Annotated in this window: 20 protein-coding genes and 2 tRNA genes; 3 read left to right on the top strand and 19 right to left on the bottom strand. The window is 60.9% G+C overall.

The window, feature by feature from the left end; all coding sequences use genetic code 11:
• Window positions 1-69: 69 nt before the first annotated feature.
• The 19 genes from AACH73_RS14400 to AACH73_RS14310 all read right to left on the bottom strand — a co-directional run bounded on the left by AACH73_RS14400 (window position 70) and on the right by AACH73_RS14310 (window position 18,788).
• Window positions 70-1,737, bottom strand: a complete 1,668-nt coding sequence (locus tag AACH73_RS14400; RefSeq protein ID WP_126423712.1) for a ribonuclease J — start codon at window positions 1,735-1,737, stop codon at window positions 70-72.
• Window positions 1,730-2,518, bottom strand: a complete 789-nt coding sequence (locus tag AACH73_RS14395; protein WP_272742669.1) for a type III pantothenate kinase — start codon at window positions 2,516-2,518, stop codon at window positions 1,730-1,732. The genes AACH73_RS14400 and AACH73_RS14395 overlap by 8 nt, the downstream gene beginning before the upstream one ends.
• Window positions 2,515-3,243 carry a biotin--[acetyl-CoA-carboxylase] ligase gene (locus AACH73_RS14390; RefSeq protein ID WP_272742629.1) on the bottom strand — a complete coding sequence of 243 codons (729 nt, stop codon included), beginning with the start codon at window positions 3,241-3,243 and terminating at the stop codon, window positions 2,515-2,517. The genes AACH73_RS14395 and AACH73_RS14390 overlap by 4 nt, the downstream gene beginning before the upstream one ends.
• A gap of 65 nt (window positions 3,244-3,308) precedes the next feature.
• Window positions 3,309-4,742, bottom strand: a complete 1,434-nt coding sequence (gene nuoN, locus AACH73_RS14385) for an NADH-quinone oxidoreductase subunit NuoN (protein WP_272742628.1) — start codon at window positions 4,740-4,742, stop codon at window positions 3,309-3,311.
• Between the two features lie 11 nt (window positions 4,743-4,753).
• The gene (locus AACH73_RS14380) at window positions 4,754-6,256 is read right to left on the bottom strand and encodes an NADH-quinone oxidoreductase subunit M (RefSeq protein ID WP_338735741.1); all 1,503 of its coding nucleotides are present in this window, start codon (window positions 6,254-6,256) and stop codon (window positions 4,754-4,756) included.
• 16 nt (window positions 6,257-6,272) lie between these two features.
• Complete coding sequence (gene nuoL / locus AACH73_RS14375) at window positions 6,273-8,309, bottom strand: NADH-quinone oxidoreductase subunit L (protein ID WP_272742626.1); 2,037 nt, start codon at window positions 8,307-8,309, stop codon at window positions 6,273-6,275.
• Between the two features lie 8 nt (window positions 8,310-8,317).
• Window positions 8,318-8,626 carry an NADH-quinone oxidoreductase subunit NuoK gene (gene nuoK, locus AACH73_RS14370; protein ID WP_272742625.1) on the bottom strand — a complete coding sequence of 103 codons (309 nt, stop codon included), beginning with the start codon at window positions 8,624-8,626 and terminating at the stop codon, window positions 8,318-8,320.
• A complete protein-coding gene (locus AACH73_RS14365; RefSeq protein ID WP_272742624.1) occupies window positions 8,623-9,231 on the bottom strand; it encodes an NADH-quinone oxidoreductase subunit J in 609 nt (202 codons plus the stop codon). The genes nuoK and AACH73_RS14365 overlap by 4 nt, the downstream gene beginning before the upstream one ends.
• Before the next feature lie 199 nt (window positions 9,232-9,430).
• Entirely contained in the window at window positions 9,431-9,922 is a 492-nt protein-coding gene (gene nuoI / locus AACH73_RS14360) for an NADH-quinone oxidoreductase subunit NuoI (protein ID WP_272742623.1), read from the bottom strand.
• Window positions 9,919-11,004: an NADH-quinone oxidoreductase subunit NuoH gene (gene nuoH, locus AACH73_RS14355; protein ID WP_272742622.1), complete on the bottom strand. Its 1,086-nt coding sequence runs from the start codon at window positions 11,002-11,004 to the stop codon at window positions 9,919-9,921. Before nuoH ends, nuoI begins: the two co-directional genes overlap by 4 nt.
• 6 nt (window positions 11,005-11,010) lie before the next feature.
• Window positions 11,011-13,074, bottom strand: a complete 2,064-nt coding sequence (gene nuoG, locus AACH73_RS14350; RefSeq protein ID WP_272742621.1) for an NADH-quinone oxidoreductase subunit NuoG — start codon at window positions 13,072-13,074, stop codon at window positions 11,011-11,013.
• 38 nt (window positions 13,075-13,112) lie between these two features.
• Entirely contained in the window at window positions 13,113-13,553 is a 441-nt protein-coding gene (locus AACH73_RS14345; protein ID WP_013480271.1) for an NINE protein, read from the bottom strand.
• A 9-nt stretch (window positions 13,554-13,562) separates the two neighbouring features.
• A complete protein-coding gene (gene nuoF, locus AACH73_RS14340; RefSeq protein WP_272742620.1) occupies window positions 13,563-14,876 on the bottom strand; it encodes an NADH-quinone oxidoreductase subunit NuoF in 1,314 nt (437 codons plus the stop codon).
• Between the two features lie 2 nt (window positions 14,877-14,878).
• Window positions 14,879-15,544: an NADH-quinone oxidoreductase subunit NuoE gene (nuoE, locus tag AACH73_RS14335; protein WP_272742619.1), complete on the bottom strand. Its 666-nt coding sequence runs from the start codon at window positions 15,542-15,544 to the stop codon at window positions 14,879-14,881.
• 48 nt (window positions 15,545-15,592) lie between these two features.
• Entirely contained in the window at window positions 15,593-15,961 is a 369-nt protein-coding gene (locus AACH73_RS14330) for a hypothetical protein (protein ID WP_272742618.1), read from the bottom strand.
• Window positions 15,961-17,220: an NADH-quinone oxidoreductase subunit D gene (locus AACH73_RS14325; protein ID WP_272742617.1), complete on the bottom strand. Its 1,260-nt coding sequence runs from the start codon at window positions 17,218-17,220 to the stop codon at window positions 15,961-15,963. Before AACH73_RS14325 ends, AACH73_RS14330 begins: the two co-directional genes overlap by 1 nt.
• 9 nt (window positions 17,221-17,229) lie before the next feature.
• On the bottom strand, window positions 17,230-17,844 hold the full coding sequence (locus AACH73_RS14320) for an NADH-quinone oxidoreductase subunit C (protein ID WP_272742616.1): 615 nt from the start codon (window positions 17,842-17,844) through the stop codon (window positions 17,230-17,232).
• A 15-nt stretch (window positions 17,845-17,859) separates the two neighbouring features.
• A complete protein-coding gene (locus tag AACH73_RS14315; protein WP_126423697.1) occupies window positions 17,860-18,420 on the bottom strand; it encodes an NADH-quinone oxidoreductase subunit B in 561 nt (186 codons plus the stop codon).
• Window positions 18,411-18,788 carry an NADH-quinone oxidoreductase subunit A gene (locus tag AACH73_RS14310; protein ID WP_013480264.1) on the bottom strand — a complete coding sequence of 126 codons (378 nt, stop codon included), beginning with the start codon at window positions 18,786-18,788 and terminating at the stop codon, window positions 18,411-18,413. The genes AACH73_RS14315 and AACH73_RS14310 overlap by 10 nt, the downstream gene beginning before the upstream one ends.
• Before the next feature lie 321 nt (window positions 18,789-19,109).
• On the opposite strand from AACH73_RS14310, the gene AACH73_RS14305 reads away from it, so the two are divergent.
• The 3 genes from AACH73_RS14305 to AACH73_RS14295 all read left to right on the top strand — a co-directional run bounded on the left by AACH73_RS14305 (window position 19,110) and on the right by AACH73_RS14295 (window position 22,854).
• A tRNA-Asp gene (locus AACH73_RS14305) sits at window positions 19,110-19,186 on the top strand.
• A gap of 60 nt (window positions 19,187-19,246) precedes the next feature.
• Window positions 19,247-19,323: transfer RNA gene (locus tag AACH73_RS14300), tRNA-Asp, on the top strand.
• A gap of 324 nt (window positions 19,324-19,647) precedes the next feature.
• Window positions 19,648-22,854, top strand: a complete 3,207-nt coding sequence (locus tag AACH73_RS14295) for an autotransporter outer membrane beta-barrel domain-containing protein (protein WP_272742615.1) — start codon at window positions 19,648-19,650, stop codon at window positions 22,852-22,854.
• Window positions 22,855-22,960 lie beyond the last annotated feature (106 nt).

The following is a 22,960-nucleotide window of genomic DNA, read 5'->3' as shown; positions in this document are numbered from 1 at the left end:
GCCGGAGTCTTGGGGGTGCGAACCCGATATGGGGTGCAGGGGCCTGTGGCCCCTGCGTCTTTTAAACCCTTACAACCTCAGAATAATCGTTTCGACGATCGGTCTGCGGCCCCAGGTATTCTGAGCGGCCTTCTTGAGCACGCGCGCCACAGCGGTTTCGACGGTCTGATCGTCGTCCCGTTCTTCGCGCGATAGCTTCTGCACAGCCTTTTCAGCCATATCACACAGCTTTTCGAGCTGATCGGAGATGCTGTCCTCGTCCTCAAAGGCGAGGCCCAGACCCCGCACCTCGACATAGGAAGCGAGCTGGTTTTTGCTGTTGAGGGCGAAGGAGACGAATAACATGCCGTTGTGGGCGGCGTGGCGACGTTCGCGCAGGGCTTCGGAGGCTTCGGGGACCAGCATCCCACCATCGACAAACAGGCGGCCGGACGGCACTTCGTCGATGATTTCGGGCTTACCGGGCGCGAGGCGGACCATATCGCCATTGCGCAGGACGACCTGTTCCGGGATGCCGATTTCGGCGGCCAGAGCGGCGTGCTTTTGCAGATGGCGGCGTTCCCCATGCGTCGGAATGGCGATTTTCGGGCGCGCCCAGGCGTACATTTGCTTCAGTTCATCGCGGCAGGGGTGGCCGGAGACGTGGATCCCGGGGTGATCCTTTTCGGTATGGATTTCGACACCGAGGTCCGACAGACGGTTTTGCAGGCTGCGGATAGCGATTTCGTTGCCCGGAATGACACGGGACGAGAAGACGCAGGAATCCCCGGCCCCCAGACGCACCAGCGGGTGGTTGCCGTCGGCAATGCGCGACAGGGCGGCGCGCGGCTCGCCCTGAGAGCCCGTACACAGATAAAGGACGTCGGTGTCCTTCATCTTGGCGGCTTCGGCTTCGGAGACGAATTCCTGCACGCCCTTCATCAGGCCCACGAATTTCGCAGCAGCCGCCATGCGGTGCATGGAGCGCCCGACGAGGCAGACCGAGCGCCCACACGCTTCGGCAGCGCGAATGACGCTGTCCATGCGGGCGACGTTCGAGGCGAAGCAGGCCACGGCGACGCGACCTTTCAGTGTACGGATCACCGCCTCAAGCGCCACCTTCACATCGGCTTCGGAGCCCGCCTGCCCGTCCACGAACACATTGGTTGAGTCGCAGACCATGGCCAGCACGCCCTCATCGCCGAGCGCGACAATGCGGCTGATGTCGGTGGGTTTACCGGTAATGGGGTCCGGGTCGATCTTCCAGTCGCCGGTGTGCAAAACGGTCCCCAGCGGTGTTTTAATCGACAGGCCGTTGGGTTCCGGGATCGAGTGAGTGATGGTGATATAGTCGATTTCAAACGGACCCAGATGCACCTTGCCACCCAGCGGCACCTCGGTCAGATCGAAGTCTTCGACCCCCGCTTCGCGCAGCTTTTCGCGGATGAGAAAGGCGGTGAAGGGCGTGGCATAGAGCGGCGCCTTGATGCGGTCCCACAGCCAGCCCAGCGCCCCGATATGGTCTTCGTGGGCGTGGGTCAGGATGACACCCAGAATCTCCTCACCTTCGAGGAATTTGGGGTCAGGCACGATGACTTCTATGCCCGGCGTGGTCAGGTCGCCGAAGGTGACGCCTACATCGACCAGAATCCATTTACGGTCATGCTCCGGCCCGAAGCCGTAAGCATTGAGGTTCATACCGATTTCGTTTGAGCCGCCCAGCGGCAGAAACACCAGTTCGTCTTTGTTTTTACTCATTTTTCTTTTGGTTAGAGAGGGTACGCTGATAGATTTCGAGCAGACCCCGCAGCGTAAGATCGGGATCGAAATGATGGATGCGGTCGGTCGCGCCTTCGAACAGCGACGCCACGCCGCCGGTCGCCACGACCGTCATGGGTTGACCGTATTCGGCCTGAATCTTGTCGGTCAGATATTCGATAAGGCCCATATAGCCCCAGAATATGCCCGATTGCATGGCGCTGACCGTGTCCTTGCCGATATAGTGCGCGGGGCGCTCGATCGCAATGCGCGGCAGCTTGGCCGCCGCCGAATGCAGGGCCTGAACTGAGAGGTTGATGCCCGGCGCAATCGCCGTCCCTTCTAGCGCGCCGTCGGCGGCCACTACATCGAAGGTGGTGGCAGTGCCGGAGTCAATGACGATAAGCGGCCCGCCGTATTTGATCCACGCGCCCACCGTATTGACCAGACGGTCCGCCCCGGCTTCTGACGGCTTGTCGATGCGGACTTCGATGCCGATGTGCGTATTGTCACCGATAACGTAGGGCGTCTTGTTGAAATAGCGTTGGGCCAGCTTGCGCAGGTTGAACAGCGACTGAGGCACGACGGAGGAAATGATGCAGTCTTCGATCTGATTGAAATCGAGGCCGTTCATCTGAAGGAGCTGATAGAGCCAGACGGCGTATTCGTCAGCGGTGCGCGTCGATTCGGTGGCCGTGCGCCACTGCGCGCGCCAGCCTTCGCCATCGTGCACGGCGAACAACGTATTGGTATTGCCCTGTTCGATGGCGAGCAGCATCAGGCCTCCGGATACGAAACGGACCCGCTGGCGATCACGTGGATCGTGCCGTCCGGGTCTCTGACGCGCAGCGCGCCATAGTCATCAAGGCCAAGAATCGTTCCCGTCCGGGCCTGAGGGTGTTGCTCTATCAGACAGAGGCGGTCGCGGCCATAGGCCTGATCCCACCACTGCGCGGCTGTGGCTTCAAAGCCATGCGTAAGCCAGTCGTCCAGACGCCGTGTCAGGGCGGCATCGAGGGCTTCGAGGACGCTTTCGACGGTTTGCGGTTGCGCCGCCAACGCGTTGAGCGCCGCCGGGCCATAGCTCAGCCCCTGCGGCGCTTCGGCGATATTGATGCCGATGCCGATGACCACACCCAGCCCTGTTTCAAGCGTTTCGCTTTGGGCCAGTATGCCGCACAGCTTGTGACCCTCGTACAGCACGTCGTTCGGCCATTTGATCTTCAGCGGGTCGGGCACGCGAAGCAAGGGACGGATCGCTTCGGTCACCGCCAGCGCCGCCACGAAGGACAGTTGCGTCACGCGGCGCATCTCGACCGGCAGCACCCCATACCACGAGGCCATCAGATTGCCCGACGGCCCTTCCCACTGACGCCCCATGCGCCCCTGCCCGGCCGTTTGCCGCTCTGCGCGGATCCAGCGCGGGCCGCAATCTCCCGCCCGCAGCCGGTTCAGGGCTTCAGTCTGGGTAGATGTCAGGGTTTCAAACAGATCAACAGGTGTCATATGAAAAAAAGATGCAGGGGTTACAAACCCCTGCACCCCATAAATCAGGCTACGTCAACAGTGCGTTAGTTCAGGCCGAAGCTCTTGACCGCCGTTTCCGCCAGCGGATAGAGGCCGGACAGAGCGAAGGCCGCGATCGGGAAGGCAAAGGCGGCGGCCGCATAGGCAATCCACTTGGCTTCGAACGGGGCCTTGTCCAGCTCGCCCTTATCCCCATCGAACCACATCACCTTGATGATGCGCAGGTAATAGAAGGCGGCGATAACCGAAGCCACCAGACCGGCCACGGCGAAGCCCCAGTAACCGGCTTCGAGGGCGGCACCGAAGACGAAGAACTTGCCCCAGAAGCCGGAGAAGGGCGGCATCCCCAGCACCGACAGAGCCAGCACCGTGATGGCGATGGTCAGCTTCATATCGACCTTGGACAGACCCGACAGGTCGTCGATCTTGCTGACCGCAATGCCCTTGCGCGACAGGGCGATCTGCGCCGAGAACAGGCCCAGCGTATCGACCATGTACAGGACCGAGAACAGCAGCAGTGCCATGACTCCCTTGTCCGTACCGGCCGCCAGGGCCAGCATGGCGTATCCCATATTGGCAATCGACGAATAGGCCAGCAGGCGCTTGAAGTCCTTTTGCATCAGGCCGCCGAGGCCACCGATCAGGAAGGACAGGGTGGCGATGGCGAGCAGCACCTGCGCCCACTGATCGTGCAGGCCGGCAAAGGCGTCGTTGAGGACGCGCGCCAGCAGCACCAGAGCCGCAAACTTCGGAGCGCCGGCGAACAGGGCTACGACCGGAGTCGGCGCACCTTCATAAACGTCGGGCGTCCACATATGGAACGGCGCAGCGGAGACCTTGAAGGCCAGACCGGCAATAACGAAAACCAGACCGAAGATCAGACCGACCTGCATATTGGCCTGCGCCGAGGCGGCAATGGCGTCGAAATTCATCGAGCCGGCAAAGCCATAGACCAGCGAGATGCCGTAAAGCAGCAGACCCGACGACAGCGACCCCAGCACAAAATACTTAAGGCCGGCTTCCGAGCCCTTGGCGTCGTCGCGGCGGAAAGCCGCCATGACATAAGCCGCCAGCGAATTCAGTTCGAGGCCGATATAGAGGGCAATCAGGTCGCCCGCCGACACCATCATGCTCATGCCGATGGCCGACAGGGTGACGAGGATCGGAAATTCGAAGCGGTTATTGTTCTGACGCTCGAAATAGCCGCGCGCCAGCACCACAACCAGAGCCGAGGCTATGTAGATGAAGGTCTTGGCGAAATTGGCCACGCCGTCGGCGATGAAGGACCCGTTGAAGACCTTGCCGTGACCGTTAAAGGCCGCGGCAAAGGCCGCCGCGATCAGGGCCGCACCGCACAGTGCCGCGACCGAGCCTGCCGCCTTGTCACCGCGCAGCGCGCCGTAAACGAGGATGCCGAGAACGGAAACCGCCAGTATCAGTTCCGGAAGGGCCAGATGAAGAGCCGATGTCAAATCCATGAGGGGCGCTCCTATCCGCCGATAATAGCGCGGTACGTCGCCACAACGGCGTCCACGCTGGCGGTGGTAAAGTCAAATACAAAGGCCGGATAGATACCCAGCAGCAGCGTCCCCGCGATCAGGGGCGCAAAGATGATTTTTTCGCGCAAGCTCAGGTCCGGATGGCCCTTGAGCTGTTCATTGGTCACCTCGCCGTACATGACGCGCTTGAACAGGGTCAGGGCGTACATGGCCGACAGGATGACCCCCGTGGCGGCAACCAGCGCGGCCCAGGTCGAAGCCTGATAGAGACCGGTCATGGTCAGGATTTCCCCGACAAAGCCCGACGTGCCCGGCAGGCCGACATTGGCCATGGTGAACAGCAGGAAGACGAAGGCGAAGTGCGGCATCAGCTTGGTCAGACCGCCGTAGAAGGCGATTTCGCGCGTATGCCAGCGGTCATAGACCACACCGACGCAAAGGAAGAGGGCCCCGGAGATAAAGCCGTGCGAGATCATCTGATAGACCGCACCCTGCACGCCCGCCTGATTACCGGCGAAGATCCCCATGGTCACGAAGCCCATGTGGGCGACCGACGAATAGGCGATCAGCTTCTTGATATCCGTCTGACGGAAGGCGATCAGCGAGGTCACGACGATGGCGATGACCGACAGGGTCAGCACGAAGGGCGTGAACAGCTCCGAAGCGTGCGGGAACATCGGCAGGTTGAAGCGGATAAACCCGTAGCCGCCGAGCTTCAGCAGGATACCGGCCAGCATGACCGAGCCCGCCGTAGGGGCCTGCACGTGGGCGTCCGGAAGCCAGGTGTGCACCGGCCACATCGGCATCTTCACCGCGAACGAGGCGAAGAAGGCGAACCACAGCCACGGCTGTGCCGCTTGCGAGAAGGCGTAGGTCGAAAGGGTCGGGATGTCCGACGTGCCCGCGACGCTGACCATGTACAGCATGGCCGCCAGCATCAGCACGGACCCCAGCAGGGTATAGAGGAAGAACTTGTAGGCCGCGTAGATACGGTCCTTGCCACCCCAGATACCGATGATGAGGAACATCGGGACCAGACCGCCTTCGAAGAAGACGTAGAAGAGGAACAGGTCGAGCGCGGTGAACACGCCGATGACCAGCGTTTCCAGCACGAGGAAGGCGATCATATATTCGACGAGGCGCGTCTTGACCGAGTCCCACGAGGCGAGGATGCACAGCGGCATCAGCAGCGCCGTCAGGGCCACGAACAGCACCGAAATGCCATCGACGCCCATGTGATAGCTCAGGAAGCTGAACCACTGCACCTTTTCCACAAACTGATAGTCGGTGGTGGTGCGGTCAAAGCCCGCCAGCAGGATGACCGTCAGGGCCAGGGTCGCCAGCGTCGTCCACAGGGCGATCCACTTGGCATTTCGCTCGATGACGCTGGCGTCATCCTTGCGCGAGACCCATTTGACGCCAAGGATGGCCAACGCCCCTACCAGTGGCAGGAAGGTAATAAGGCTGAGAAGATTGGGGATTACCGGTGACATACTTAAAAGCTCTCCCCTATCGCGCCATACCGAAGACAACCCAGGTCAGAAGACCCGCGATGCCGAGGAACATGACGAAGGCGTAGTGATAGACATAGCCGGTCTGGGTCTTGACCAGACGCTGCGCCGATTTCAGCGCCGTCCAAGCGGCACCGTTCGGGCCCAGGCCGTCGATGATCTTGACATCGAGCACCTTCCAGAACAGGTCGCCCAGCGCCTTGGCCCCCTTCACGAAGGTCGCCTGATACAGCTCATCGAAGAACCACTTGTTGTACAGGAAGGTGTACAGCGGCCCCTTGCGCGCGGCCATGGCCTTGGGCAGGGCGGGCTTCAGCAGGTAGAAGTACACAGCCAGAGCCGTACCAATCAGGGTCACCACCAGCGGCGCCCACTTGACCCAGGCTTCTTCGATGTGGTGCGCCTCATGCAGGACGTGGTTGTGCGGTCCGTGCTGAATGGCGTGGCCCCAGAAGGCGTGGGCATAATCGCCGATAAAGTACGGCGCGAAGACGAAACCGGCAGCCACCGCACCGATCGACAGCACGATCAGCGGGATCAGCATGACGATCGGGCTTTCGTGCGGCGTATGCGCGTGGCCGTGGTGATCGTCATGGCCATGAGCGTGCGCATGGTCGTCATGGCCGTGCGCATGATGATCGTCGTGCGCCGCTTCCCAGTGCTTCTTGCCGTGGAAGGTCATGAAAGCCAGACGCCAGCTATAGAAGGCCGTCAGCAGAGCCGCCAGAATACCGATCACGAAGGCGAACATGCCCTGCGGCGTATTATGGGCCGCCCAAGCGGTTTCGATGATCATGTCCTTCGAGAAGAAGCCCGCGAAACCGATTTGCGTATAGGGAATGCCAAGGCCGGTGATGGCGATGGTGCCGATGGTCATGGCCGCGTAGGTGACCGGCAGATACTTGGCCAGACCGCCCATGTGACGCATATCCTGCTCGTGGTGCATGCCGTGGATGACCGACCCGGCCCCGAGGAACAGCAGCGCCTTGAAGAAGGCGTGGGTAAACAGGTGGAACATGGCCGCCTCATAGGCACCGACGCCCGCGGCGAAGAACATGTAGCCGAGCTGCGAACAGGTCGAGAAGGCGATAACGCGCTTGATGTCGTTCTGCGTGAAGCCGATGGAGGCGGCGAAGATGGCGGTGATGGCCCCAATATAGGTGACGATCATCTTCGCCACCGGCGCGTATTCAAACAGCGGCGACAGCAGGCAGACCATGTACACGCCGGCGGTCACCATTGTGGCGGCGTGGATCAGGGCCGACACCGGCGTCGGGCCTTCCATGGCGTCCGGCAGCCAGGTGTGCAGGAAAAACTGCGCCGACTTACCCATGGCCCCGATGAACAGCAGGAAGGCGGCCAGATCGAGCGCCGAGAAGCTGTGGCCGAGGAACATCCAGCTGGTATTGGCCTTAGCGGCGATCAGCGGGAACAGCTCGTGGAAGTTGATGGTCCCGAACATCCAGTAGATCGTCATGATGCCCAGCGCGAAGCCGAAGTCGCCGACGCGATTGACGACAAAGGCCTTGATGGCCGCCGAAGACGCCGAGTCCTTCTGGAACCAGAAACCGATCAGCAGGTAGGAGGCCAGACCGACGCCTTCCCAACCAAAGAAGAGCTGCATGAAGTCGGCCGCCGTCACCAGCATCAGCATGGCAAAGGTGAACAGCGACAGGTAAGCGAAGAACCGCGGACGGCTGGGGTCTTCGGCCATGTAGCCCCAGCTATAGAGGTGGACCAGCGAGGAGACCGAGGTCACCACGATCAGCATGGTGGCCGACAGGGCATCAATGCGGATCGACCACGCCGAGTGGAAGGTGCCGATATTGATGAAGTCGAGCAGCTTTACGGTGAAGGGCTCAAGACCGCCCCAGGTGTGCTGGGCAAAGGTGTACCACGACAGGGCGCAGGACAGAAACAGCAGCCCGGTGGTCACCGCCTGAGAGGCGATGTCACCGATCTTGCGCCCGAACAGGCCCGCGACCAGAGCCCCCAGAAGCGGGGCCAGAACAAGGATCGTAACCAGATTTTGCATGACTTCCCTTAGCCCTTCATCATGCTGGCGTCATCGACTTCGATGTCACCGCGGTTACGGAAGAACGTCACAAGAATAGCCAGACCGACCGCCGCTTCCGCAGCCGCAACGGTGAGGACGAACATCGCCATGACCTGACCCTGCACATTATGCAGGTGCGTCGAGAAGGCGACGAAGTTGATATTGACCGCGAGCAGGATCAGTTCGATCGACATCAGGATGATGATGATGTTGCGGCGGTTCATGAAGATGCCGAACACCCCGATGGTGAACAGGATGGCCGAAACGATCAGATAGTGTTCAAGACCGATAGTCATTCCTTGATTCCTTCGCCGGTTTTGACCTTGACGATGGCCACGGCGTCCTTGCGGCGGCGCGTCACCTGGGTGTGGATGTCCTGACGCTTGACATAGGTGCGGTGCTGGAGCGTCAGCACGATGGCGCCGATCATGGCCACCAGAAGCACCAGACCCGCCGCCTGGAAGACATAGACGTAATCTGTGTAGAGCACGCGACCAATGGCTTCGATATTGCTCATCTCTGCGCCATAGACCTGCGGCGATTTACCCGCCGCCGCGCCGCGCTGGGCCACCGCCGAGGAGATCATAATCAGTTCGATCAGAAGCAGGATACCGACCACCATGCCGATGGGGAGGTAGTTGGCGAAGCCCTGCCGCAGCTTGGTGAAGTCCACGTCCAGCATCATGACGACGAAGAGGAAGAGGACCGCCACCGCGCCGACATAGACGACGACCAGCAGCATGGCGAGGAATTCCGCCCCCATCAGGACGAACAGGCCCGCCGCCGAAAAGAAGGCGAGGATCAGAAACAGCACCGAGTGCACCGGGTTGCGCGCGGTAATCACCAACGCCCCCGATACGACGGTCACGGCCGCCAGAATGTAAAAGGCTATTGCCAGCATGATCGGGACCTCCGCCCCTTCTCTACTTTGCGGGTTCGGGATCGCTCCCTAGCCCCTCAGACTGTGATCCCGCAAGGCATATCCTTACGGAATCGGTGGATATTCCAGAGCACTTCCCGAGTGGGAAGCGCTCTTACTCTCTTGTCGCGCGTTTGTTTCCGAAAACCGCTTCACACTTTTCGGAACGCGCTCACGCGCCTTAACGGTAAGGCGCGTCCAGTTCGAGGGCGCGCGCAATCTCGCGCTCCCAGCGGTCGCCATTGGCCAGCAGCTTCGACTTGTCGTAGTACAGTTCTTCGCGCGTATCGGTGGCGAATTCGAAGTTCGGGCCTTCGACAATGGCATCGACCGGACAGGCTTCCTGACACAGGCCGCAATAGATGCACTTCACCATGTCGATGTCGTAGCGCGTCGTACGGCGCGACCCGTCTTCGCGCGGTTCAGCCTCGATGGTGATGGCCTGAGCCGGGCAAATGGCTTCGCACAGCTTGCAGGCGATGCAGCGCTCTTCGCCATTGGGATAGCGACGCAGGGCGTGCTCACCGCGGAAGCGCGGGCTGATCGGTCCCTTCTCGAACGGGTAGTTGATGGTCTTCTTCGGCTTGAACATATATTTCACGGCAAGGCCCGTGGCCCCGACGAAGTCAAGCAGCAGCGCGCCCTTGGCGGCTTGGACAATACGGCCGATCATGCGAAATTACCTCCGAAAACCTGGTAGGCCGCGATGATAACGACGGCAACGAGAGACAGGGGCAGAAAGACCTTCCAGCCCAGACGCATCAGCTGATCGTAGCGGTAGCGCGGAACGATGGCCTTGGCGATGGCGAACATGATGAACCAGAACACCACCTTGACGATGAACCAGCCAAGGCTGATCAGGGTGTAGGCAAGCGTGCCGGGGGCAATGATCGAGTCCATCGGGATGGGCGATTGCCAGCCGCCGAAGAACAGGATGGTGATCATGGCGCACATCAGCACGATGTTGGCGTATTCACCGATCATGAACAACAGGTACGGCGTCGAGGAATATTCGACCTGATAACCGGCGACCAGTTCGGACTCGGCTTCGGGCAGGTCGAACGGAGGACGGTTGGTTTCGGCCAGAGCCGAAATGTAGAACATGACCATCATGCCGAACATGACCGGCAGCTTGATGATGCCAAGGCCCAGAAGCCCGCCGCCGCCGAGGAAGTTCCAGTTCCAGATGCCGCCCGCCTGCTTGTTGACAATGTCCGACAGGTTCATCGACCCGGCCAGCAGCACAACCGTGATGATAATGAAGCCCAGCGACACTTCGTAGGACACCATCTGCGCAGCAGACCGCAGGCCGCCGAGGAAGGGGTATTTTGAGTTGGACGCCCAGCCGCCCATGATGATGCCATAAACACCCAGAGACGAGATGGCGAACAGGTAGAGGATGCCGACATTGATGTTGGACACCACCCAGCCCGGCGCGAACGGAATGACCGCCCACGACATAAAGGCCAGAACGAAGGTCAGAAGCGGCGCGATCAGGAAGACCGGCTTGTCAGCCCCGGCGGGGATGATCACTTCCTTCAGCACGAATTTGAAGAAGTCGGCGAAGGACTGCATCAGGCCGAAAGGACCGACGACGTTCGGTCCTTTGCGCATCTGCACGCCGGCCCATACCTTGCGGTCACCCCACAGCAGGAAGGCCAGCGAAACCATCACGCCGACGATAACGGCGAGGGCCTGCCCGATGGTGATGATCGTCCAGCCCCACGGACCGGCCCAGAAATTAGCGTCTGTCATATGCTCTTACTCCGCCGCCAGGCTCACCGGACCGGACCGGGTGGCCGAGATATCGGCCATGGCCACGGACGCCCGCGCGATGGGGTTGGTCAGGTAGAAGTCTTTGATAGTGCTGGCGAAGGTTTCGCCGGTGATCTCGCCCTTGGCCCCCAGTATCGCCACGTCGAACGCCTTGGGCGTCGGGCGCGCGTCGATGCGACCAAAGGTCGGATGATCGGTGATCAGGGTGTGGCGCAGGTCCGACAGGCTGTCGTAAGGCAGGGTCTTGCCCAGCTTCGCCGACAGGGCGCGGAAGATGGCCCAGTCCTCTTTGGCCTCGCCCTTCGGGAAGACGGCGCGTTCGGAAATCTGCACGCGGCCTTCCATATTCACGTAAAGGCCCGACTTTTCGGTGTAGGCCGCGCCCGGCAGGATGACGTCGGCCGCCGAGGCCCCGGCATCGCCGTGCGAGCCGACATAGACCACGAACGCCCCCTTGAGTTTGGCGGTGTCGATCTCGTCAGCACCCAGCAGCACCACGACGTCCAGCTTAGCGTTCAGGATACCTTGGGTGTCCAGCCCGCCCTCACCCGGCACGAAGCCGAGGTCGAGACCGGCGACGCGCGCGGCGGCCTGATGCACGATGTTGAAGCCGTTCCAGTCGTCGCGCACCACAGTGTAGGGCTTGAGGATTTCGCTGGCGATCAGGGCCAGCACGGCAGCCCCCTCTTCGCCCGATACCGCGCCGGAACCGATCAGCACCGCGGGCTTCTTCGCATCCTTCAAGAGATCGCGGAAAGCTGATTTCTTAAAGTCTTTCAGCGCTTTCGCGCCGGTTCCTAAGTGCGCGTAATCATAGGTCAGATCACAGGCTTCGCCGATCACGGCGACCTGCGTCTTGCCCTTCAGCCACGACTTGCGGATGCGCGCATTGATCAGCGGCGCTTCGAGGCGCGGATTGGTGCCGATCAGCAGGATAACATCGGCCTCTTCGATCCCGGCAATGCCTGAATTGAACAGCCAGGCTTCGCGCGGCGTGTTGGCGGAAACCGGACCGAAGGCTTCGCCCGCCTGACGGCAATCGAGGTTCTTCACGCCCAGCGAGGTGAACAGGTCCTTGGCCGCTTTCAGGCTTTCGGCGTCCTGAAGGTCGCCGGCGATCACGCCGATCTTGTCCGCAGACGTCGCTTGCAGCTTGCCCGCCACAACGTCCAGCGCCTCATCCCACGAGGCCGGGGTCAGGCTGCCGTTCTTGCGCACATAGGGACGGTCGAGACGCTGACGGCTCAGACCATCGACGGCATAGCGCGACTTGTCCGACAGCCATTCCTCGTTGATGTCGTCCTTCAGGCGCGGCAGGGCGCGCAGGACGGTCGAACCGCGATAGTCGATACGGATGTGCGCGCCAAGGGCGTCGTGCACGTCGATGGTTTCGACCTTTTGCAGTTCCCACGGACGATAGTTGAACGACCACGGCTTGTGCGTCAGGGCACCAACCGGGCACAGATCATTGAGATTGCCCGACAGTTCCGACGACACGGCCTGTTCGAGATAGGAGGTGATTTCAGCGTTTTCCCCGCGTGAGATCATACCCATTTCGGTGACACCGGCCACTTCGGTCGAGAAGCGAACGCAGCGCGTGCACTGGATGCAGCGCGTCATGAAGGTCTTGATCGTCGGCCCGAGATACTTTTCTTCGACGGCGCGCTTGTTTTCCTGATAGCGCGAGCCATCGCGGCCATAGCCCATGGCCTGATCCTGAAGGTCACATTCGCCGCCCTGATCGCAGATCGGGCAGTCGAGCGGGTGGTTGATGAGCAGGAACTCCATCACCCCTTCGCGCGCCTTCTTGACCATCGGCGTGTTCGTGAAGATTTCCTGACCGTCGGCGGCCGGCAGCGCACACGAAGCCTGCGGCTTCGGCGGTCCGGGCTTCACCTCGACGAGGCACATGCGGCAGTTGCCGGCGATCGACAGGCGCTCATGGTAGCAGAAACGGGGAATCTCCTCACCCGCCAGCTCCGCCACCTGAAGCACGGTCATGCCGGGTTCGAACTCGACCTCGACACCATTGACTTTAGCTATCGGCATCTGCCTCAAACCTCATACAAAAAAAGCATTCCGAACCGTCAAAACCAAGACTTGTCGCCAGCGACATAGTCCTCGTGGAACTGCTGTTCGGACTTGAACAGGTAGATGATCAGCTCGATGAACGAGATGAACGCCACCGCCAGACCCGGCAGGATCAGGAACCAGCCAATCGTGCCGCAAGCGAGCATGATGATGCCGGCATTGGTCTTGCCGAGATAGAATTTGTGGACGCCCCAGATCCCGAAGAAGAAGGTCAGGAGGGCCGCCACCCATTTGTTCTTGTCAGGGATGCCGGACTTGATGACATAGACGCTGACGGCGACGCCTTCAGAGCCTTCGAAATCCACCGCCATACCGGCCGCCACGGAGCGGGCACCGCCCATGAGATCGGCGCGCGAAAAACTGTAGCGCTGACCGTCATCGCCACTGATCAGGCCCTGACCCGTGGCATCGCTGAATGAGAGTACCTTGCCCCGCATGACCGTCCCCTACTCTGCCGCAATCGAATGTCCGGCGAAATTACCCTTCGACGAACGATATAGTGCAATCCGGTCTTCAATTTCGTGACGGAAGTGCCGGATCAGGCCCTGAATCGGCCAGGCCGCCGCGTCGCCCAGCGCGCAGATGGTATGGCCTTCGACCTGCTTGGTCACGTCCAGCAGGATGTCGATTTCCTTGGGGTCGGCGTCGCCCTTGGCCATGCGCTCCATCACGCGCCACATCCAGCCCGTCCCTTCGCGGCAGGGTGTGCACTGACCGCAGGATTCGTGCTTGTAGAAGTAGCTGAGACGCGCAATGGCCTTGATCAGGTCGGTCGATTTGTCCATCACGATCACCGCCGCCGTGCCGAGGCCGGAGCCCAGACCGCGCAGGGTGTCGAAATCCATCGGCATGTTTTCGCACTGTTCGGCCGGGATCATCGGCACGGACGAGCCGCCCGGAATGACGGCCTTCAGATTGCCCCAGCCACCCCGGATGCCGCCGCAGTGATCTTCGATCAACTGACGGAAGGGGATCGACATGGCCTCTTCGACATTGCAGGGGCGCTCGACATGGCCCGAAATGCAGAACAGCTTGGTGCCGGTATTGTTTTGTGCGCCGAAACCGGCAAACCACGCCGCACCGCGACGCAGGATGGTGCCGACAACCGCAATGGATTCCACGTTGTTGACCGTCGTCGGACAGCCATAGAGGCCGGCACCGGCCGGGAACGGCGGCTTCAGGCGCGGCTGGCCCTTCTTGCCTTCCAGCGATTCCAGAAGCGCGGTTTCTTCACCGCAGATATAGGCCCCGCCACCGTGGTGGACATAGATGTCGAAATCCCAGCCGTGGACGTTATTCTTGCCGACCAGTTTGGCCTCATAGGCCTGCTTGATGGCCGCTTCGAGACGCTCGCGCTCAAAGACATACTCACCACGGATATAGATATAGCAGGCGTGGGCCTGCATGGCGAAGGAGGCGATCAGGCAGCCTTCGATCAGCAGGTGCGGATCGTGGCGCATGATTTCGCGGTCTTTACAGGTGCCCGGTTCCGACTCGTCGGCATTGACGACCAGATAGTGCGGACGGTCCTTGACCTCCTTCGGCATGAAGGACCACTTCAGACCGGTCGAGAAGCCGGCACCGCCGCGCCCGCGCAGCCCCGAATTCTTCACATTGGTGATGATCCAGTCGCGCCCGTAGGACAGGATGTCCTTGGTCGCGTTCCAGCAGCCGCGTTGCTTTGCCCCCTCAAGGCCCCAGTCATGGAAGCCATAGAGGTTGGTAAAGATGCGGTCCTTGTCTTCGAGAATACCCACCATGATTACGCCTTGACCTCTGCTTCCGGAGCATTGGGGATTTTGACCGGCCTGGCCGCCGAACCGTCATAGAGCGACGGGTCTTTCAGCGTGGTTGCGCCACCCAGCGGTTCGGACGTGAAGCGGCCATTGTACGGGCCGGTCTTCGGCGTCTTGCCCGCCGCGAAATCGTCGATGATCTGGGCCAGATTGTCCGGCGTCAGGTCCTCGTAGAAATAGTCGTTGATCTGCGCCATCGGCGCATTGGTGCAGGCCCCGAGGCATTCGACCTCCTGCCAGTAGAACTTGCCATCGGCCGACAGCTTGTCCTTCGGGCCGATCTTGTCCTTGCACACCTTCATCAGGGCCTCAGAGCCGCGCAGCTGGCACGGCGTCGTGCCGCACACCTGAATCAGCGCCGCCGAGCCCACCGGCTCCAGCATGAACATGGTGTAGAAGGTGGCCACTTCGTAAACGCGGATGCGCGCCATGCCCAGCATTTCGGCGACGACGGCGATGGCGGGTTCCGACACCCAGCCCTCCTGCTTCTGGATCAGCCACAGGATGGGGATGACCGCCGACTGGCGACGGTTTTCAGGATACTTGGCAATCCACCAGTTAGCCTTTTCAAGCGTTTCCGGCTTGAACGCAAAGCTATCCGGCTGAACGGCGGCGAGACGGCGAACGGACATCTCAGGCCTCTCTCATCTGGGATACGATAGGATTATAAGCGAAAAGGCTCATTGTTTCAGAGCCTCCCAGCGGTCGTTGCGCGCCTTCATCATGCGCTCGCTCGCCGCCTTGACCGGCGGGATGCGTCGCGCCAGCATCATGGACACGATGGCAATGGCTATGGACGCGAACACCATGGGCGATTGCGCATACTGCGGATTGACGTCGATATAGATTTTGACGCCGAAAATGATCAGCAGCATGGGCGCGTAGGATATGACGGTTTCCAGCACCAGATCCTGCAAATAGCCCCGCGCGCCGCCGGGGTGAAAGCCCCAGGCGGCCTTGGCCAGCCAGAAACGCAGGCCCAGCGCCACCGCCAGAAAGACGAAGACGAGCAGGAAGGATTGCCAGGTTTGGAGTTGAAAGCCCTGCATCAGCGGTCCACTTCCCCGAACACGATGTCAAGCGAACCGAGGATGGCCGACACGTCGGCCAGCAGGTGGCCCCGGTTCATCCAGTCCATCGCCTGAAGGTGGGCAAAGCCCGGCGCGCGGATCTTGCAGCGGTACGGTTTGTTGGAGCCGTCCGACACCAGATAGACGCCGAACTCACCCTTAGGCGCTTCGACGGCGGCATAGACTTCGCCCGGCGGGGTCTTGAAGCCTTCGGTGTAAAGCTTGAAGTGATGGATGAGGGCTTCCATCGAATTTTTCATGTCGGCGCGGCGCGGCGGCGTGACCTTGTGGTCGGTGGCCAGCACTTCGCCGCCGGTGACGCGCAGCTTCTGCACGCACTGTTCCATGATCTTCACGGCCTGACGCATCTCTTCGACGCGGCAGAGGTAACGATCCCAGCAGTCGCCGTTCTTGCCGATGACGATATCGAAGTCGAGTTCGTCATAGCATTCATAGGGCTGCGACTTGCGCAGGTCCCACTCGATGCCCGAACCGCGGATCATGACGCCGGTAAAGCCCCAGTCATAGGCCTCCTGCTTGCTGACCACGCCGATATCGACATTGCGCTGCTTGAAGATGCGGTTTTCCGTGACCAGCGACTCGATATCGGCCAGGGCGCTCGGGAACGCCTTGCACCATTGCTCGATATCGTCGATCAGCTCCGGCGTCAGGTCCTGATGGACGCCGCCCGGACGGAAGTAGTTGGCGTGCAAACGCGCCCCGCAGGCGCGCTCGTAGAACACCATCAGCTTCTCGCGCTCCTCAAAGCCCCATAGCGGCGGCGTCAGGGCGCCGACGTCCATGGCCTGAGTGGTGATATTCAGAAGGTGCGACAGGATACGGCCGATTTCCGAGAACAGGACGCGGATCAGTTGCGCGCGCTTGGGCACTTCGAGGCCCAGCAGGCGCTCGATCGCCAGGCAGAAGGCGTGCTCCTGATTCATCGGCGCCACGTAGTCGAGGCGGTCGAAATAGGGCGTGTTCTGCAGATAGGTGCGGTATTCCATCAGCTTTTCGGTGCCGCGGTGCAGCAGGCCGATATGCGGATCGACGCGCTCGACGATTTCCCCGTCAAGGTCGAGCACCAGACGCAGAACGCCGTGGGCCGCCGGGTGTTGCGGGCCGAAATTGATGGTGAACTTACGGTCGTCGAAACTGGCGCGTGCCTCGACCTCTTCGAAGGCCCCGGTGCGGGGATCAACAAAGGAGGACAGCGGGGTTTTGATGTCTTCAGCCATGATAACCCTTTACGCCTTGTTCGGATTGGCAGCCTTCTCATCGCCCGGAAGGACGTAGGAGGCCCCTTCCCATGGCGACAGGAAGTCGAAACGACGGAATTCCTGAACCAGCTTGACCGGTTCGTACACGACGCGCTTCTGCTCTTCGTCATAGCGCACTTCGACATGCCCCGTCATCGGGAAGTCTTTGCGCAGCGGATGACCGGAGAAGCCATAGTCAGTCAGGATGCGGCGCAGGTCCGGCTGACCCGAAAACAGCATACCGTACATGTCGAAGGCTTCGCGCTCGTACCAGTCGGCGTTCGGATAGACGCTGCGCACGGTCGGAACGGGGACGGTTTCGTCGGTCATCACCTTGACGCGCAAGCGCAGGTTCTGCGTCAGCGACAGAAGGTGATAGACGACGTCGAAACGGCGCTCGCGCTTCGGATAGTCGGCCCCGCACAGGTCAATGAGCTGATGAAAGCGATAGGGTTCGGCGCGCAGTTTGCTCAGCACCTCGACGATACGCTCACGCTCCACCACCAGGGTCAGTTCGCCAAAGGCGTGGATGACGTCGATCAGCGCTTCCTTGAAGTCGGCGCGGGCCTGCTCGGCGATCTTGAGGAATTTTTCTTCAGACATGGCGTGAAATCCCTCTTAGCGGCGGATCGTGCCGTTGCGGCGGATCTTCTTCTGAAGCTGAAGAAGACCGTAGAGCAACGCTTCAGCCGACGGCGGGCAGCCCGGCACATAGACATCCACCGGCACGATGCGGTCGCAACCGCGCACGACGCTGTAGGAATAGTGGTAATAACCACCCCCATTGGCGCATGAGCCCATCGACAGGACGTAGCGCGGATCGGGCATCTGGTCATAGACCTTGCGCAGGGCCGGCGCCATCTTGTTGGTCAGGGTGCCGGCGACGATCATCAGGTCCGACTGACGCGGTGAGGCGCGCGGGGCCATGCCGAAGCGCTCCATGTCATAACGCGGCATCGAGGCCTGCATCATTTCCACGGCGCAGCAGGCCAGACCGAAGGTCATCCACATCAGCGAGCCGGTGCGCGCCCAGGTGATGACATCATCCGCCGAGGCGACAAGGAAGCCCTTTTCGTTCAGTTCCGAGGACACGGCCTCAAAGAATTTGTCGTGGACCTTGGGATCGTAGCCCTCAACCGTAGTGCGGCCAGCCTGACCGGCAGGAATGATTACTCCCATTCCAGGGCTCCTTTGTTCCACTCATAGATAAAGCCGACCGTCAGGACGCCCAGAAAGACCATCATCGACCAGAAGGCAAACTGCATACCCGCCTGCGGCAGATCGAACATCGACACCGCCCAAGGGAAGAGGAAGGCCACTTCGAGGTCGAAGATGATGAAGAGGATCGAGACGAGATAGAAGCGCACGTCAAACTTCTGACGCGCGCTGTCGAAAGCATTGAAACCGCATTCGTAAGCCGAAAGCTTTTCGGTGTCGGGGGCCTTGGGCGCCAGAACCAGCGCCGCGATGATGAACCCCAGCCCAAGGACGAGGGCGATGCCGAAGAAAATCACAATCGGCAGATACTTTATAAGGAGGGCTTCCATTGTACGATCCCACTTTTTGGCTCTGCCCCGCCAATGGTGCACCGCAAAAGGTTCGGGGGACAGACTCAACTGAGCCTATTAGACCACCTCGCGCCGCGCTTCAAACACTCAAAAGCCTAAAATCGGGGGAAATGCCAAAAATGTCGCCAAAATTTCTGCATTTGAAAATCGTTCTCACCCCCTCCCCTGTCTTCCACAGCCAAATGGCTTTTTGACGGTTTTACGCAATATGTCGCTTGACACCGCAGGCCGCCCCGCACTATCAAGCGCACCTCTTCGAACGGGCATATGTCCGGACGCAGAGGACGACAATATATGGATGCGGGTGTAGCTCAGTTGGTTAGAGTGTCGGCCTGTCACGCCGAAGGTCGCGGGTTCGAGCCCCGTCACTCGCGCCACCCCTTGTAACGCAAGCCGGTGGCCTTCGCATCCCGAAACGTCGTCGCCCGAACAGGAATGCGGGTGTAGCTCAGTTGGTTAGAGTGTCGGCCTGTCACGCCGAAGGTCGCGGGTTCGAGCCCCGTCACTCGCGCCACCTAGAGGATACGCTCTCTCAGGTGGCCCCGCATATCCTTTCTTTTTCTCTCAGCTAAATTCATCTTCGCGCAAAGTTTGCATTAGGCAAATCTGTGTGTCCGCGTGTATGTCTGTGACGAAACAGGGTTGACGCAAACGACACATACGGGCCTCGGCATGTCCATGATGACATAGAATAGCCCATATTCGTCCCGAAGAGTCGCCACTGGCCAAAGGCGGAAAATACCGCCCATATTGTGTTTCCTTGGGGGCAGGCGCGCCATTGCATGACGCGACGCGTTGTTCTGTCTGAGAATTTACATCGACGAGCGAAAGCGAAACTATGCGCAAATCTCACCTTTTCAACGCCACCGCCATCGGTCTGGTCATGGGCCTCGCCGCCGGCGCGGTACAGGCCGAAACCGTTATCAACACCGCGACCACGACGGCCGTTAAGACCTCAACGGCGACCTCGACGGGCACGGCGGACGATATCAAGCTGGATACGGGCGGAACCATCACGCTGAAGACGGCAGGGGCCCGCGCCATCACGGTCGATTCGAACAACAAGGTGAATGTCGTCGGTGCGATCGACATGTCGTCTTCGGGCGATGACGCGACGGGTATCTATATAGACGGCGGTCGCACCAGTGGCCTGACCCTCTCCGGCAAGATCACGGTCACTGACGACTACACCCCTACCGACACCGACTCGCCGGCCGACGGCATTACGGACGGCCCGTTCGCCAAGGGCGAGCGCCGTTACGGCATCCGCTCGGTCGGTACCACGCCGTTTGTCGGCAATGTCAGCCTCGCTTCGGGCAGCGCGATTCAGGTCGAAGGCAATAATTCCTACGGCGTGCGCTTCGAAAACGCCCTGACGGGGAATTTCAATTCCGACAGCACCGTGACCGTCGTGGGCACCAATGCCCGCGCCTATTCGTTTGAGGGCGGCGTCACCGGCAATATCGTTATCGGCGGCGCGACCACGGTTCAGGGCGAGAATGCCACGGCGCTGAACCTCGGCAGCAACCTGACCGGGGCGCTCATTTTGGACGGAAGTATCGCCGGAACGGGCTATCGCCTGACGACGGTGGCAGACAAGACGACGCTGGACAAACTTCAGGCCGAAGACAAGCTGCAGGCCGGTCCGCTGGTCAATATTTCCGGCAATGTCACCAAAGGCATTCTACTGCAATCGACTATCGCCAACACCGATTCGACCAAGCCCGCGGCCGAACAGAACAATGATGAAGACGGCAACGGCGTCCTGGATACGGATGACGGTGCCGCCAGCCTGTCGCAATATGGCGGCGCGGCAGCCCTGAAGGTCGGCTCGGCCACGCAGGACATCACCATCAACGCCATCTCGATCGCCTCCACAGCGACCGACACCTACAAGAACCAGACTTTCGGTCTGGTCGTGCGCGGCAACATCGCCTCGTCCGGCGTGTTCGAAGGTGTGGTGGCCAAGGCGATTGAAACGGGCGGCCTCGGTCGCACTGTGACGTTCGAAAACGGCATCCTCGTCAACGGCACGGTGTCGGCCACCTCCTATCTGGCCGGGGTGCGGACGGTCAATCTGTTGTCCGGAACGATCGCCAACAAGTTCAATGTTGGCGGCACCGTGCGCGCCGCCAATTCGTCCACCAAGAACGAAACCGGCTATGCGGTCTATATCGCTTCCGGGGCGCAGGTGCCGGAAATCAACGTCAGCGGCACGGTCAGTGCCGCAGCGACGGGCTCCAAATCCAACGCCACGGCTATTTTCGACGGTTCGAACACGCTGGTGCGCCTGACCAATACCGGCAGCATCTCCGCCACCCTCACCCGCACGGATGATGATGGCGACGGCGTGGTGGACGCCACCAGCAACCGCGCCGTGGCCATCGACCTGAGCGGCAATACGGCGGGCGTTACCCTCACCCAGACCAATTTGAAGCCGGACGATGCCACGGCGGTGGCCCCGGTCATCACCGGCGATATCCGTCTCGGCTCAGGTAATGATGCGGTCAATATCAATGGCGGCTTTGTGGTCGGCAATATCGACTTCGGTGCTGGCAGCAACAGCCTGAGCATCACCACCAACGGTATCGTCGCCGGCAAGATGACGGGGGCCGGCACGGTGTCGATCGACATCGTCAAGGGCGCCCTCAACCTCGACGCCGGTTCAAAGCTCAATGCCACGACGGTGAATGTGCGCAAGGATGGCGTGCTGCGCTTCGTGCCGGACACGGCCAATCCGACCACCCCCATCATCGTCGCGTCGGGGGCCGCCGTGTTCGAAACCGGGGCCAAGGTGCAGATCGGCATGTCCAGCATCGTCAAGCCGACGACGCGCTACACGCTGATAACCGCCTCCAACATCACACTGGGGACGCTCGACACGGCCAGCCTGGATAGCAATATCCCCTACCTGTATAAGGCGGCCCTTTCGACCAATACGGGCAATACGGCGCTTTATGCCGACGTGCGTCTGCGCACCCAGAGCGAAACCACTCTGTCGCCCAATGAGTTCGCGGCCTTCGACGCCGTTCTGACAGCGGCTCAGGGCAATACGGGAGCGACCCGCGCCCTGCTCGACCCGACAAGCGCCGATGGCTTCAACAAGGCCTATCTGTCCTTCCTGCCCGACTATTCCGGTGAAACCCTCCTGACCCTGTCGAAGAGCAATGACGGCCTGTCGCGCACCATGGCCAGCCAGTCCATTATCCCGCAGGCCGGTGTGAACCAGTACTGGGCGCAGGAATACGGCTATCAGATCAACCGCGATCGCGGTGAGGCCACGGGCTTTGATTCGACCGGCTTTGCCTTTGCCGGCGGCGTCGAACGCGGCATCACCTCCACCCAGGCGGCGGGTCTTTATCTCGCCTATACCGCGGCCAACCCCAAGGGCACGCTGGGCGCGCCGGACGAAGACCTCAGCTCGACCGACCTGTCCGTGGGCCTCTACTGGCGCATGGACACCGGTTCGGGTCTCAAGAGCTGGGTGCGCGGGGGCGTCGGCTACGCCCACTTCGACTCCAAGCGTCAGATACTGGAACCGTCCTTCATCGCCAGTTCGACCGCCAAGTGGAAGGGCGTCAGCTATTCGGGCAGCGTCGGGGCCTCCTACAGCGTCGATGCGGGCTGGCTCAGCCTGACCCCGATGGTCAGTGCCGACTATTACGGCCTGAAGGAAGATGCCCACACCGAGACCGGTGGCGGCACGGCCTTCGACCTGTCGGTCGATGAGCGCACGGGTCATATCTTCAGCGGGACGGCCCTGCTGAATATCGGACGCTCGAACAAGACCGCCCTCTTCCGCCCGGAAGTGTGGGTCGGTTACCGCAACAACTTCTCGGCTGAAATCGCCGATACGGTGGCGCGCTTTGGCACGGCCACGCCCTTTACCCTCAAGGGCGGCGATATCAAGGGCGGGGCGCCTATCGCCGGTGTCCGCATCGCGGCCTCGAACGAATACAGCTATTTCGGCATCGAAGCCGAATACGAAAAGTACGACGCCTACGACAATGTGTCGCTGTCGCTGCGTGCCCGCTTCCAGTTCTGACGGGTTTCAGATCGGATCGAAAAGACCGCCGGTACCCCCGGCGGTTTTTTTATGCCCTTCCTACGCGCAACCGCGGTTATCCGTGCTGAGCGCTTTCGTTCACGTG

Origin of the sequence: Asticcacaulis sp. DW145, from assembly GCF_037101385.1 — a bacterium.
GTDB lineage: Bacteria > Pseudomonadota > Alphaproteobacteria > Caulobacterales > Caulobacteraceae > Asticcacaulis > Asticcacaulis currens.
The sequence above is the reverse complement of the archived record's forward strand: the minus strand, read 5'-3'. Positions and strand labels throughout refer to the sequence as shown.

Coding starts and splice junctions, on each gene's coding strand:
- nuoI (WP_272742623.1), bottom strand. CDS start 9,922: ATGATCGGCCGTATTGTCCAAGCCGCCAAGGGCGCGCTGCTGCTTGAC.
- AACH73_RS14325 (WP_272742617.1), bottom strand. CDS start 17,220: ATGGCTGAAGACATCAAAACCCCGCTGTCCTCCTTTGTTGATCCCCGC.
- AACH73_RS14345 (WP_013480271.1), bottom strand. CDS start 13,553: ATGCGGGGCAAGGTACTCTCATTCAGCGATGCCACGGGTCAGGGCCTG.
- nuoF (WP_272742620.1), bottom strand. CDS start 14,876: ATGGTGGGTATTCTCGAAGACAAGGACCGCATCTTTACCAACCTCTAT.
- AACH73_RS14390 (WP_272742629.1), bottom strand. CDS start 3,243: ATGACACCTGTTGATCTGTTTGAAACCCTGACATCTACCCAGACTGAA.
- AACH73_RS14310 (WP_013480264.1), bottom strand. CDS start 18,788: ATGGAAGCCCTCCTTATAAAGTATCTGCCGATTGTGATTTTCTTCGGC.
- nuoL (WP_272742626.1), bottom strand. CDS start 8,309: ATGCAAAATCTGGTTACGATCCTTGTTCTGGCCCCGCTTCTGGGGGCT.
- AACH73_RS14295 (WP_272742615.1), top strand. CDS start 19,648: ATGCGCAAATCTCACCTTTTCAACGCCACCGCCATCGGTCTGGTCATG.
- nuoN (WP_272742628.1), bottom strand. CDS start 4,742: ATGGATTTGACATCGGCTCTTCATCTGGCCCTTCCGGAACTGATACTG.
- AACH73_RS14330 (WP_272742618.1), bottom strand. CDS start 15,961: ATGCAGGGCTTTCAACTCCAAACCTGGCAATCCTTCCTGCTCGTCTTC.
- AACH73_RS14400 (WP_126423712.1), bottom strand. CDS start 1,737: ATGAGTAAAAACAAAGACGAACTGGTGTTTCTGCCGCTGGGCGGCTCA.
- nuoG (WP_272742621.1), bottom strand. CDS start 13,074: ATGCCGATAGCTAAAGTCAATGGTGTCGAGGTCGAGTTCGAACCCGGC.
- nuoH (WP_272742622.1), bottom strand. CDS start 11,004: ATGACAGACGCTAATTTCTGGGCCGGTCCGTGGGGCTGGACGATCATC.
- AACH73_RS14315 (WP_126423697.1), bottom strand. CDS start 18,420: ATGGGAGTAATCATTCCTGCCGGTCAGGCTGGCCGCACTACGGTTGAG.
- nuoE (WP_272742619.1), bottom strand. CDS start 15,544: ATGTCCGTTCGCCGTCTCGCCGCCGTTCAGCCGGATAGCTTTGCGTTC.
- AACH73_RS14320 (WP_272742616.1), bottom strand. CDS start 17,844: ATGTCTGAAGAAAAATTCCTCAAGATCGCCGAGCAGGCCCGCGCCGAC.
- AACH73_RS14380 (WP_338735741.1), bottom strand. CDS start 6,256: ATGTCACCGGTAATCCCCAATCTTCTCAGCCTTATTACCTTCCTGCCA.
- AACH73_RS14365 (WP_272742624.1), bottom strand. CDS start 9,231: ATGCTGGCAATAGCCTTTTACATTCTGGCGGCCGTGACCGTCGTATCG.
- nuoK (WP_272742625.1), bottom strand. CDS start 8,626: ATGACTATCGGTCTTGAACACTATCTGATCGTTTCGGCCATCCTGTTC.